We start from the raw sequence: 12,076 nt of genomic DNA on the forward strand, positions 1-12,076 counted from the left end.
CCTGCGGTTAGCTTCCTAGTTTGCTCTTTGATTTTCATTGAGTATAAGATACCAATACCTCAAAGAGCTACACCAAACGAATGAAAGTAGAAATTGATAGGAGACCCTATGTCACAAACAAATTTATCAAGAGAACTCTACCAATCCCTCTGGAATGCGGCAGATATCCTGCGTGGCCAGATGGAAGCCAATGAATACAAGTCCTATCTCTTGGGCTTGATTTTCTACAAGTACCTATCCGACAACATCCTCCAAGCCGTCTGTGATAACTTGGACGAGACCTTTGAGTCCTTCCAGCAAGCACAGCTTCTCTATGAGGAAAACTTTGCGGATGCAGATGTCCGTGAAGACCTCATCGAGGTCTTAAATGACGAGCTGGGCTATGTGATTGAGCCTTCTCTAACCTTTACCAAGCTGGTTCAGTCTATCCATGAAGGAACCTTCCAGCTAGAATCCCTAGCCCAAAGTTTCCGTGATATAGAGCAGGCCAATGAAAAATTTGAAAATCTTTTCGAAGATATCGACCTCTATGCGAAAAAGCTAGGCAACACCCCACAAAAGCAAAACAAGACCATCTCTGAGGTTATGAAACAGCTCAACGACCTCAATGTCTCTGGTCATGCTGGTGATATTTTGGGTGATGCTTATGAGTACTTGATTGGCCAGTTTGCCAGTGATTCTGGGAAAAAAGCTGGTGAGTTCTATACACCTCAAGCAGTCTCTCACCTCATGACTCAGATTGTCTTTGCAGGGCGGGAGCATCAAAAGGGCATGTCGGTTTACGACCCGACCATGGGTTCTGGTTCCCTCTTGCTTAATGCCAAGCGCTATAGTAAGGAAGCTTCGACGATTTCTTACTACGGTCAAGAATTGATTACTTCGACCTTCAACCTTGCTCGCATGAACATGATGCTTCATGGGGTCGCGATTGAGAATTATCACCTCAGCAATCACGATACCCTAGACGAAGATTGGCCGACTACCGAGCCGACAGACTTTGATGGGGTTTTGATGAACCCACCCTATTCGCTGAAGTGGTCAGCAGATAGTGGATTCTTGCAAGATCCTCGCTTTTCAAGTTATGGAGTTCTGGCACCTAAGTCCAAAGCAGATTTTGCCTTCCTTCTTCACGGTTTTTACCACCTCAAGCACAATGGGGTTATGGCTATTGTCCTTCCTCACGGAGTTCTCTTTCGAGGAGCAGCCGAGCAAAAGATTCGCCAACACCTGCTAGAAGAAGGCGCTATTGATACAGTTATCGGCTTGCCAGCAAATATCTTCTACAATACCTCTATCCCGACAACCATTATTATCCTTAAAAAGAATCGCACCAATAAGGATGTCTTCTTTATCGATGCCTCAAAAGAGTTTGAAAAAGGGAAAAATCAAAACAATATGACAGAAGACCATATTGCCAAGATTTTGGAGACCTATCAAAAACGCGAGAATGTCGAGAAATTTGCCCATCTAGCCAGCTTTGAAGAGATTGTCGAAAATGACTACAACCTCAACATTCCACGCTATGTTGATACCTTTGAGGAAGAACCCGTTGTTCCTCTAGCTGACCTCGCAGACCAGCTCGCAGAGATTGATAAAGAGATTGGAGAGGTAGAAGCCAGACTCGCACACATGCGTAGCCAGCTAGTAGGCACAACACCAGAAGCCCAAGCAGAATTAACCGCCTATCTCGAAAAGTTGAATGAGATTTAGAGAGTAGGCTAAGAATGAAAACATCTCGTATAAATTGTACGAGGTGTTTTTGGATTTCGTTGATTTTTAGAAAATATTTTGCCAAATAATTTTTAGTGGAATTGACAGTCGTTAGACTCGGAAGTTTGATTTAACCCAGAAAATGGTCTAGTTGTTGTGATATAATAAAGTTAATTATTTTTAGGAGTAAGTAAATGGAACAAGGTTTATCATACTGGCAGTTTGCGCCAGAAAGTCAGTATTTGGATAGGAAAAGTGCTCGTAAAAAACCATTGGAACTCTTAAGACATTTGATTGCCTTCGCGAATGCAGAAGGTGGCCAATTAGTCATTGGTATTGAGGATGAAAAAAGAAATAATATTATTACAGGTTTTAAGGATGGGAATGCGTATCCAATTGAAGAGTTTGAAAAACTTAAGGGAGCATTAAGAGATAATCCTCTAAGTTTAAAATTTACTAAATTAGAAGTTAAAAATTATAAAGAGGAAGAAGATTTTATTTTAATTATTTCTGTAGAAGTATCTACTGATAGAGTGATTACTGCTCCCAACGATGATGTTTATTTACGACAAGGTGATGAATCTGTTAAATTAGGTTTTGAACAACGTATACAGTTGAGTTACGATAAGGGGCAACGTCATTTTGAGGATGAAATTGTAGCAGGAGCAACTTTAGATGATATTGATGAAGAACTTGTGAATGAGTATAAGACCAAATTTGTGAGCAAAGATAGAAGTACAGAAGAAATACTGAAAGCTAGGCGCTTATTAGTTGATGGTCAGTTGACTAAAGCCTCTATTCTATTATTTGGGAAGTATCCATCTAGTTTCTTCCCTCAAGCAAGGATACGTTTTTTACGATTTGATGGCGTTGATATGGGTACGGGAAGTACATTCAATGTCGTTAAAGATGTGACATTTGAAGATGCCCTTCCAATTCTAATTAATAAAGTAAGGGATTTTATTCGTACACAGCTTCGGGAGTTTCAATATTTAGATGATAATGGCCAATTCCAAATTCTACCTGAATATCCTGAATTTGCTTGGTTTGAGGGAGTTGTCAATGCAGTGACGCATAGGAATTACTCAGTATCAGGTGATTATATTAGAGTTATGATGTTTGATAATCGTTTGGAAATTCATAGTCCAGGCAAATTACCAAATATTGTTACAGTTGAGAATATAAAACATGAACGCTTTTCTAGAAATCCTCGTATAGCTAGAATTTTGACAGAATTTGGGTGGGTTAGGGAAATGAATGAAGGGGTGAAACGTATCTATACAGAAATGGAATCATTCTTTCTACATGAACCAAAATATTCTGAATCGGGGAATAAGGTTATGTTAACTTTAGAAAATAATATTGTCAGTAGGAATTTAAGAGTTAGTGATAAAATTGCACAAAAATATGACCAATTTAGTGATCTAAACGATGATGAAAAAACTATTTTACACATCATGTATAATACAGGTGAAAAAATGACAACATCTCTAGCTTCTGAAATAACTAATCGAAGTAGAAATTTTGCTAGTAAGTTATTAAGGAATCTTGCAAATAAAGGAATACTTGAATGGCATGGCACTAGCAAGCAAGATAGAAATCAATACTATACATTGGTTAAGTAGAGTGCAGTAGAGTGCAGTAGAGTGCAGTAGAGTGCAGTAGAGTGCAGTAAAGTGTAGTAACGTCCTAAAATTACCTGATTCAAATCAGCTTTACAAAAAAAGATTGTAGGACGAGTAGAGTTTGAATTGAAATATAAGTATAGTTGACAAAAAGAAAAAAACGCATCTTAAGCGTTTTTCTTCTGTATTGATTCGTATTGAATGCTTACTTAACTTCGGTAAACACAACGTGTTTGCGAAGTTTTGGTGAGTATTTCTTCAATTGAAGACGGTCTGGAGTGTTACGTTTGTTTTTAGAAGTAAGGTACAAGCGTTCACCAGATTCTTTGTGTTCAAGTGTAATATTTACGCGCATGGTATCTCCCTTCTATTATTCAGCTGATGCAGCTTTAGCGATTTTACGTCCTTTGTAGTATCCTTTAAGTGATACACGGTGAGAACGTGAGTAATCTCCAGTAGTTTCGTCAAAGTTTACAGATGGAGCTGTTACTTTGTAGTGTGTACGACGTTTGTTTTTCTTCGCTTTTGAAGTGCGACGTGCAGGTACTGCCATTTTGATTTCTCCTTTAGGTATTTATATTCGATTCAATCTACTGATTTTCATCAACCATACTAGAATAACACATTTTTTTTGTAAAGTAAAGTTACTTGACAAAAAAAGATGAAAAAATTCTCCTGTCAGACCTAGCAGACAGGAGAAGGTGTTAAATATCAATCTCAAATGGTTCGTCAATGGTTTCTGATACGTATTTTCCGTCTTTTTTCCGTTGCTTGACACATTCTGTGAGGAGATACTCGATTTGCCCATTGACTGATCGGAAGTTATCTTCTGCCCATGATGCGAGTGCAGCGTATAACTTTGTTGAGAGTCGAAGGGGGATCTGCTTTTTTTTAGCTTCAGCCATCTTTAGTAAAGACTTCCTGTGTTGACAATTGGTTGTGCATCATGATTGCCACAAAGAACGACAAGGAGATTTGAAACCATGGCAGCTTTTCGCTCTTTGTCAAGCTCTACCAATTCCCCTTCATTGAGCCGTTCTAGTGCCATTTCAACCATTCCTATTAATTGTTATCTAAATGATATCGCTTTAATTTATAACGTCAATAGAAAGTTGAAAAATAATCACTAAAAACTTTCAGCCCAATAATTTCTTTTAAAAGGTGAGATTATATTGTGCTCAAATACTCTTTTATTCTTATAACTTTTACACTATAATTGTAGTTAGAAAGGAAGAGAAATGTTTGATTATAGAGCACTAGTTATTTTGATGACTTTGATGGATCATTGTGAGCTATCATTATATGAGTTATCTGTTAAGGTGAGCTTACCTATAAAGGAAGTCAAAGAAGGAATAGATTATTTAGTGCCTTATTTAGCTAATAAAGGGATAGTGCTGGATAAAAAGCAAGGTCGCTATAGTTTATCAAATCGTACGAAGCAGTCTTTGACAGATATTATTAAGTCGGATGAATTGGTTTTACCAAAGTCGACTCGCTTAGCTTTAATCTATCTTTACACTTTTTGCCGATTAGATTTTATATCGAATAATCATTACCAAGACTTTTTGAAAGTAAGTAAGAATACAACCTTATCTGATATTCAATCATTAAGAAAGATTATGTTAGATAATGATTTGGAGCTAGGGTACAGTAGAGCAAAAGGTTATACTTTACACGGTTCAGAGTGGAATAAGCACCGCTTAGCTTTTCAAATGGTTAGTGAGTTGCTGGAATCCTCCATAGGGATTTGGGGTTTGGATTATGTTTTATCCAGTTGGGGGTATTCATTAACTTATGATTTGATAAATCAGGTAGTTAAAGATTATTATGAGAAGCTACAGCTAGTACCTATTGTTAATCAATTAAAAGTTTACCTTTTCGGTTTAGTATTCATTCTGTGTAGGTATCAAAGGGATGTTGAAAGAGTATGTCTTTCAGAGACATTAGTATCTCCTGTTATTCAAGATATAACGACTATTTTATTGGATACAGTGGTTGATTTGGGAATTATAGATACGGTGTTTTCTGAGGATGATTATCGCTATATCACTGTTTTATTATCAAGTTGCTTTGAAGGTGAAGTAGATGTTGCTCCGGTTTACTTTAATCAATTAACAGAGGCTATTATAAGTAGAATGGAAGATATTTCTTTGTTACATTTTAAACAAAGGGAAGGATTGAGAGAAAATCTTCGCCGCCACCTTATACCGGCTTACTATAGATTAAAGTTCGGCCTACCTAGTTCAAATGAATATGTATTGCATGTTAAAGAACATTATCCTGATTTATTTGAATTAGTCAAAGATTCTTTGATGCCCTTGATGGACGCTATTGACAATCCCATACCTGATAGTGAAACAGCATATTTTGTTATCCATTTCGGAGGTTATTTAAAGAAAGCAGATACTTTGCCTCAAAAATGCTATAAAGCAGCAATCATTTGTCCTAATGGTGTTAGTTCTTCATTGATGTTAAAAGAGAATCTATTAGCATTATTTCCTCAAATTGAGTTTATAGGAACCTCAAAGATTGATGATTTACAGGTGAAAGCTAGTAGTGACTATGATATGGTTTTTTCTACCATAAAGGTGGAGACAGAAAAGCCAAATTATCTAGTTTCGGTTATGATGACTGAAGAGCAAGCAATACAACTAGTAGAACTAGTGTTAAAAGATTTTCCGAATTTAGAGTATGGGGATTTTGAGATTGAACAAATCCTGAATATTGTCAAAAGATATGGAATTATTACACAAGAATTGGAATTAAGATTGGCGTTAAAGAATTATCTTTACCAAAAAAATGATAGAAAGGAAATTGTACCAGTGCTAGAACAACTCATTACCAAAGAAACCTATCAGGTTAGTTCGCAAAAATTAGGATGGAAGGAGGCGATTCGTTTAGCAGCTAAACCGCTTTTGGATCAAGATAAGATAACTGAGAACTACCCTGAGGCAATGATTCAAAAAGTAGAAGAGTTTGGGCCTTTTATTAATTTAGGGAAGGGAGTAGCAATTCCTCACGCTCGGCCAGATGAAGGTGTGAATGAAATAGGAATGTCAATGTTAGTTTTGGAAGAACCGATTTATTTATTGGATAATCCAGAACAAGAGGTAAGATTGTTGATTTGTATTGCAGCCATTGATAATGAGAGTCATTTAAAGGCTTTGTCACATTTAACAACAATTTTAAGAGATAAAAATCATGTTCAAACTTTAATATCATCAAAAAACTATGATGACATTAAAATGATAATTAAACAGGAGGATTAGATAATGTTAAAAATTGGTACAGCTTGTGGTTCAGGATTAGGTTCAAGTTTTATGGTACAGATGAATATTGAATCTGTATTGAGTGATTTGAATGTTTCGGATGTAGAAGTTGAACATTATGATTTAGGTGGAGCAGATCCAAATGCAGCTGATATTTGGATTGTTGGTCGTGATCTAGCTGATTCAGCTAGTCATCTTGGAGATGTTCGTATCTTAAATAGTATTATTGATATGGATGAACTACGAGAATTAATTACTAAACTTTGTGAAGAAAAAGGACTTATATAGGAGGCTAGCGTCATGATGAAGTTCATATTGGATATTGTTAGTACACCAGCTATTTTAGTAGCTTTAATTGCAATTTTAGGATTAGTTCTTCAGAAGAAGAAATTACCTGATATTATTAAAGGTGGAATTAAGACCTTTGTTGGTTTCTTAGTTGTATCTGGTGGTGCAGGAATTGTACAAAATTCTTTAAATCCATTTGGTACCATGTTTGAGCATGCTTTTCATTTATCTGGCGTTGTGCCGAATAATGAAGCAATTGTAGCTGTAGCTTTAACAACATATGGCTCAGCTACTGCACTGATTATGTTTGCAGGCATGGTGTTCAATATCTTAATCGCTCGTTTTACTCGATTTAAATATATTTTTTTAACAGGGCACCACACTCTATATATGGCATGTATGATTGCGGTCATTTTATCAGTTGCTGGCTTTACTAGCTTGCCTCTTATCTTACTAGGAGGATTAGCACTCGGTATTATTATGAGTATTTCCCCAGCATTTGTTCAAAAATATATGGTTCAATTAACTGGAAATGACAAGGTGGCTTTAGGTCATTTCAGTTCTTTGGGATATTGGTTGAGTGGTTTTACTGGTAGCCTTATCGGTGACAAATCAAAATCAACAGAGGACATTAAATTTCCAAAGAGTTTAGCTTTTTTACGTGATAGTACTGTTAGTATCACTTTATCTATGGCAGTTATTTACATTATTGTAGCTATCTTTGCAGGGTCAGAATATATAGAAAAAGAAATCAGTAGTGGTACAAGTGGTCTAGTTTATGCTTTACAATTAGCAGGTCAATTTGCAGCAGGGGTATTTGTTATTTTAGCAGGTGTTCGCCTTATTTTGGGTGAAATTGTTCCAGCCTTTAAAGGTATTTCAGAGCGTCTTGTACCTAATTCAAAACCTGCTTTGGATTGTCCGATTGTTTATACTTATGCACCCAATGCAGTTCTAATTGGATTTATCTCTAGTTTTATTGGTGGTTTAGTAAGTATGGCAATTATGATTGCTTCAGGAACGGTTGTTATCTTACCAGGTGTTGTGCCTCATTTCTTCTGTGGAGCGACTGCAGGTGTTATTGGGAATGCATCTGGTGGTGTTCGTGGAGCTACTATTGGAGCATTTTTACAAGGTATTTTAATTAGTTTTCTTCCAGTCTTTTTAATGCCAGTTTTGGGAGGACTTGGTTTCCAAGGATCAACTTTCTCAGATGCAGATTTTGGTCTATCAGGAATTATTTTAGGAATGTTAAATCAATTTGGCTCACAAGCAGGCATTGTCATTGGTCTTGTTCTTATTTTAGCAGTTATGTTTGGAGTATCCTTTATTAAAAAGCCATCTGTAAAGGAGGAATAAGGGATGATTTTAAGTGAAAATAGAGAAGATGAGTTAAGAAAATTTGCGACTAACATCCGATTAAATACTCTTAGAACATTGAATCATCTTGGATTCGGACATTACGGAGGAAGTCTGTCTATCGTAGAAGTTCTAGCAGTGCTTTATGGTGAAATAATGCCAATGACTCCAGAAATATTTGCATCACGAGATAGAGATTATTTCATATTATCAAAAGGTCATGGAGGACCAGCTCTATACAGTACACTCTATTTGAATGGTTTCTTTGACAAAGAATTCTTATATTCTTTAAATACAAATGGAACCAAATTACCGTCTCATCCTGATAGAAATCTAACGCCGGGCATAGATATGACAACTGGCTCTTTAGGACAGGGAATTAGTGTTGCAACCGGACTTGCATATGGTCAGAGAATAAGAAAAAGTCCCTTTTATACCTATGCTATTGTTGGAGATGGTGAGTTAAATGAGGGACAATGTTGGGAGGCTATACAGTTTGCTTCTCAGCAACAGTTATCCAACTTAATTGTATTTGTTGATGATAACAAAAAACAATTAGATGGTTTTACAAAGGATATTTGTAATCCAGGTGACTTCGTAGAAAAATTTTCAGCATTTGGATTTGAATCCATTAGGGTCAAGGGTTCAGATATTAGAGAAATTTATGAAGGGATTGTCCAATTAAAACAGTCAAATAATTCATCACCTAAGTGCATTGTATTAGATACTATTAAAGGTCAAGGGGTTCAAGAGCTGGAAGAAATGAAATCCAATCATCATCTTCGCCCTACTGTAGAGGAGAAACAAATGTTAACTTCAGTTGTAGAAAGATTAAGTCAGGAATTGGAGGAAACAGAATGATGAGAAGCACGAAAGAATTACGGCATGTATATAGAGACTTCCTTTTAGAGGCTAATCAAAGTGATTCTGATATAGTAGTCTTAGAAGCCGATTTGTCAAGTTCGATGGCTACTCATAATCTTGAAAAGGACTTTGGAGACCGTTATGTGAATGTTGGGATTATGGAAGCAGAAATGGTCGGCCTTGCAGCAGGCTTGTCTATTCAGGGGTTTAGACCTTATCTTCATACATTTGGCCCTTTTGCTTCACGAAGAGTATTTGATCAATTATTTATTTCTCTTGGATACGCACAATTGGATGCCACTGTTATTGGATCAGATGCAGGAGTAACTGCGGAAATGAATGGTGGGACACATATGCCATTTGAAGAAATTGGATTGTTACGTTTAATTCCTAAATCGATCATTTTCGAAGCAACTGATGATATCCAATTTCGTGAAATCTTGAACCAGACATTAGAATTAAAAGGACTAAAATATATTCGAACAATTCGAAAAGCTCCAGAGGCTGTCTATCAAGGTGGAGAAGATTTTTCTAAAGGCTACATTGAGTTAAGACACGGGGAAGATCTTGTAATCGTTGCTTCTGGCATAATGGTTGCTCCAAGTATTCGAGTTGCAGATGAACTGTCTAAATTAGGTTATTCAGTAGGTGTGATAGATTTATTTAGAATCAAACCGATACCAGAACAGATAAAAACAATGTTAAGTGGAAAAACTATATTTACTGTAGAAAACCACAATCAGATAGGTGGAATTGGCAGTGCTTTATGTGAATTATTCTCTGATGATGGAATAACAAAAATTCATCGGATGGGTGTTCAAGAAAGATTCGGTCAAGTAGGGAAAGTGGATTATCTTCTTAATGAGTATGGTTTGAGTGAATCGAATATAAAAGAGAAAGTTCTAGAAATTTATAATGCAAGATAGATGTTGAATACACTGTTCTGAAAGAATTTTTGTAACAATTACAGTACGTTATTTAAAGAAAGCGGATTAAAAAGCATATTCTGGTCATCAGAAAGTGCACTAATCCGCTTTGTTGTTTTTAATTTTAAATATTTCATATGTATATAGAATTTTCTGAAAATTCAAGAATTTTCTTCTGTTCATTGCCTTTAAAATGTGCTATAATAGTAAAAACTGAAATGGGAGGGAACAAATGACTGAATTAGATAAACGTCACCGCAGTAGCATTTATGACAGTATGGTAAAATCACCAAACCGTGCTATGCTTCGTGCGACTGGTATGACAGATAAGGACTTTGAAACACCGATTGTGGGAGTGATTTCGACTTGGGCGGAAAATACACCATGTAACATTCACTTGCATGATTTCGGGAAACTGGCTAAAGAAGGTGTCAAATCTGCAGGCGCTTGGCCTGTACAGTTTGGAACTATTACCGTAGCAGACGGGATCGCTATGGGAACGCCTGGTATGCGTTTCTCTCTAACATCTCGTGACATCATCGCGGACTCCATCGAGGCGGCTATGAGTGGTCACAACGTGGATGCCTTCGTCGCTATCGGTGGCTGTGACAAGAACATGCCTGGATCTATGATTGCCATTGCCAATATGGATATCCCTGCAGTCTTTGCCTATGGTGGAACGATTGCACCGGGAAATCTTGATGGCAAAGACATTGACTTGGTTTCTGTCTTTGAGGGTATCGGAAAATGGAACCACGGTGACATGACAGCTGAGGACGTGAAACGTCTTGAATGTAATGCCTGCCCTGGCCCTGGTGGCTGTGGTGGTATGTATACTGCTAATACCATGGCGACTGCTATCGAAGTTTTGGGTATGAGTTTGCCAGGTTCTTCATCTCACCCAGCTGAATCAGCTGATAAGAAAGAAGATATCGAAGCAGCAGGACGTGCTGTTGTTAAGATGTTGGAGCTTGGTCTCAAACCATCAGATATCTTGACTCGTGAAGCCTTTGAAGATGCCATCACTGTGACGATGGCTCTCGGTGGTTCTACAAACGCCACTCTTCACTTGCTTGCCATTGCCCATGCTGCCAATGTTGACTTGTCACTTGAGGACTTCAATACGATCCAAGAGCGTGTGCCTCACTTGGCCGACTTGAAACCATCTGGTCAGTATGTCTTCCAAGACCTCTACGAAGTCGGTGGTGTCCCTGCGGTTATGAAGTACTTGTTGGCAAATGGATTCCTTCATGGAGATCGCATCACATGTACTGGTAAGACAGTTGCTGAGAACTTGGCTGACTTTGCAGACCTCACACCAGGTCAAAAAGTTATCATGCCACTTGAAAATCCAAAACGTGCGGACGGTCCGCTTATCATCTTGAACGGAAACCTTGCTCCTGACGGTGCAGTTGCCAAGGTATCAGGTGTTAAAGTGCGTCGTCACGTTGGGCCAGCTAAGGTCTTTGACTCAGAAGAAGATGCCATTCAGGCTGTTTTGACAGATGAAATCGTTGATGGCGATGTAGTCGTTGTTCGTTTCGTTGGACCTAAGGGTGGTCCTGGTATGCCTGAGATGCTGTCCCTTTCTTCAATGATCGTTGGTAAAGGTCAAGGAGACAAGGTGGCCCTCTTGACGGATGGACGTTTCTCTGGTGGTACTTATGGTCTGGTTGTTGGACATATCGCTCCTGAAGCTCAGGATGGTGGACCAATTGCCTATCTTCGTACAGGCGATATCGTTACGGTTGACCAAGATACCAAAGAAATTTCCATGGCCGTATCCGAAGAAGAACTTGAAAAACGCAAGGCAGAAACAACCTTGCCACCACTTTATAGCCGTGGTGTCCTCGGTAAATATGCCCACATCGTATCATCTGCTTCACGCGGAGCCGTGACAGACTTCTGGAATATGGACAAGTCAGGTAAAAAATAAACTCATACTCTTCGAAAATCTCTTCAAACCACGTCAACGTCGCCTTGCCGTAGGTATGGTTACTGACTTCGTCAGTTTTATCCACAACCTCAAAACAGT

12 protein-coding genes are annotated in these 12,076 nt (G+C 37.9%); 8 read left to right on the forward strand and 4 right to left on the reverse strand.

The genetic code is table 11. The features are described 5' to 3' along the window. The first annotated feature begins 108 nt into the window (after window positions 1-108). Together HT715_RS10745 and HT715_RS10750 are read left to right on the forward strand one after the other, a co-directional pair. On the forward strand, window positions 109-1,710 hold the full coding sequence (locus HT715_RS10745; protein WP_172922951.1) for a type I restriction-modification system subunit M: 1,602 nt from the start codon (window positions 109-111) through the stop codon (window positions 1,708-1,710). A 194-nt stretch (window positions 1,711-1,904) separates the two neighbouring features. After that, window positions 1,905-3,335, forward strand: a complete 1,431-nt coding sequence (locus HT715_RS10750) for an ATP-binding protein (RefSeq protein WP_000434831.1) — start codon at window positions 1,905-1,907, stop codon at window positions 3,333-3,335. 205 nt (window positions 3,336-3,540) lie between these two features. Here the strand turns inward: HT715_RS10750 and rpmG are convergent, their stop codons facing one another. The 4 genes from rpmG to HT715_RS10770 form a co-directional block, all read right to left on the reverse strand. Further along, window positions 3,541-3,690, reverse strand: coding sequence for a 50S ribosomal protein L33 (gene rpmG / locus HT715_RS10755; RefSeq protein ID WP_001265622.1), 150 nt, complete (start codon window positions 3,688-3,690; stop codon window positions 3,541-3,543). Window positions 3,691-3,705: 15 nt separating this feature from the next. Beyond that, entirely contained in the window at window positions 3,706-3,888 is a 183-nt protein-coding gene (gene rpmF, locus HT715_RS10760; protein ID WP_000290417.1) for a 50S ribosomal protein L32, read from the reverse strand. A gap of 151 nt (window positions 3,889-4,039) precedes the next feature. Beyond that, window positions 4,040-4,240 carry a PTS ascorbate transporter subunit IIC gene (locus HT715_RS10765; RefSeq protein WP_000796545.1) on the reverse strand — a complete coding sequence of 67 codons (201 nt, stop codon included), beginning with the start codon at window positions 4,238-4,240 and terminating at the stop codon, window positions 4,040-4,042. A gap of 2 nt (window positions 4,241-4,242) precedes the next feature. Further along, on the reverse strand, window positions 4,243-4,383 hold the full coding sequence (locus tag HT715_RS10770; protein WP_001162849.1) for a hypothetical protein: 141 nt from the start codon (window positions 4,381-4,383) through the stop codon (window positions 4,243-4,245). 190 nt (window positions 4,384-4,573) lie between these two features. On the opposite strand from HT715_RS10770, the gene HT715_RS10775 reads away from it, so the two are divergent. The 6 genes from HT715_RS10775 to ilvD all read left to right on the forward strand — a co-directional run bounded on the left by HT715_RS10775 (window position 4,574) and on the right by ilvD (window position 11,977). Then, window positions 4,574-6,604, forward strand: coding sequence for a BglG family transcription antiterminator (locus HT715_RS10775; protein ID WP_050209628.1), 2,031 nt, complete (start codon window positions 4,574-4,576; stop codon window positions 6,602-6,604). A gap of 3 nt (window positions 6,605-6,607) precedes the next feature. Further along, entirely contained in the window at window positions 6,608-6,892 is a 285-nt protein-coding gene (locus tag HT715_RS10780; RefSeq protein WP_000912476.1) for a PTS sugar transporter subunit IIB, read from the forward strand. 12 nt (window positions 6,893-6,904) lie between these two features. Continuing rightward, a complete protein-coding gene (locus tag HT715_RS10785; RefSeq protein WP_138707205.1) occupies window positions 6,905-8,251 on the forward strand; it encodes a PTS ascorbate transporter subunit IIC in 1,347 nt (448 codons plus the stop codon). Window positions 8,252-8,254: 3 nt separating this feature from the next. After that, the gene (locus HT715_RS10790; RefSeq protein WP_172922952.1) at window positions 8,255-9,112 is read left to right on the forward strand and encodes a transketolase; all 858 of its coding nucleotides are present in this window, start codon (window positions 8,255-8,257) and stop codon (window positions 9,110-9,112) included. Further along, window positions 9,109-10,041 carry a transketolase family protein gene (locus tag HT715_RS10795; protein ID WP_000986378.1) on the forward strand — a complete coding sequence of 311 codons (933 nt, stop codon included), beginning with the start codon at window positions 9,109-9,111 and terminating at the stop codon, window positions 10,039-10,041. The genes HT715_RS10790 and HT715_RS10795 overlap by 4 nt, the downstream gene beginning before the upstream one ends. 232 nt (window positions 10,042-10,273) lie before the next feature. After that, entirely contained in the window at window positions 10,274-11,977 is a 1,704-nt protein-coding gene (gene ilvD, locus HT715_RS10800) for a dihydroxy-acid dehydratase (RefSeq protein ID WP_000137354.1), read from the forward strand. The last annotated feature ends 99 nt before the right edge of the window (window positions 11,978-12,076 follow it).

Source organism: Streptococcus sp. 4155 (assembly GCF_013276695.1).
Taxonomy (GTDB): Bacteria; Bacillota; Bacilli; order Lactobacillales; family Streptococcaceae; genus Streptococcus; species Streptococcus pseudopneumoniae.

Coding starts and splice junctions, on each gene's coding strand:
- ilvD (WP_000137354.1), top strand. CDS start 10,274: ATGACTGAATTAGATAAACGTCACCGCAGTAGCATTTATGACAGTATG.
- rpmF (WP_000290417.1), bottom strand. CDS start 3,888: ATGGCAGTACCTGCACGTCGCACTTCAAAAGCGAAGAAAAACAAACGT.
- HT715_RS10785 (WP_138707205.1), top strand. CDS start 6,905: ATGATGAAGTTCATATTGGATATTGTTAGTACACCAGCTATTTTAGTA.
- HT715_RS10750 (WP_000434831.1), top strand. CDS start 1,905: ATGGAACAAGGTTTATCATACTGGCAGTTTGCGCCAGAAAGTCAGTAT.
- rpmG (WP_001265622.1), bottom strand. CDS start 3,690: ATGCGCGTAAATATTACACTTGAACACAAAGAATCTGGTGAACGCTTG.
- HT715_RS10765 (WP_000796545.1), bottom strand. CDS start 4,240: ATGGCTGAAGCTAAAAAAAAGCAGATCCCCCTTCGACTCTCAACAAAG.
- HT715_RS10745 (WP_172922951.1), top strand. CDS start 109: ATGTCACAAACAAATTTATCAAGAGAACTCTACCAATCCCTCTGGAAT.
- HT715_RS10795 (WP_000986378.1), top strand. CDS start 9,109: ATGATGAGAAGCACGAAAGAATTACGGCATGTATATAGAGACTTCCTT.
- HT715_RS10770 (WP_001162849.1), bottom strand. CDS start 4,383: ATGGCACTAGAACGGCTCAATGAAGGGGAATTGGTAGAGCTTGACAAA.
- HT715_RS10790 (WP_172922952.1), top strand. CDS start 8,255: ATGATTTTAAGTGAAAATAGAGAAGATGAGTTAAGAAAATTTGCGACT.
- HT715_RS10780 (WP_000912476.1), top strand. CDS start 6,608: ATGTTAAAAATTGGTACAGCTTGTGGTTCAGGATTAGGTTCAAGTTTT.
- HT715_RS10775 (WP_050209628.1), top strand. CDS start 4,574: ATGTTTGATTATAGAGCACTAGTTATTTTGATGACTTTGATGGATCAT.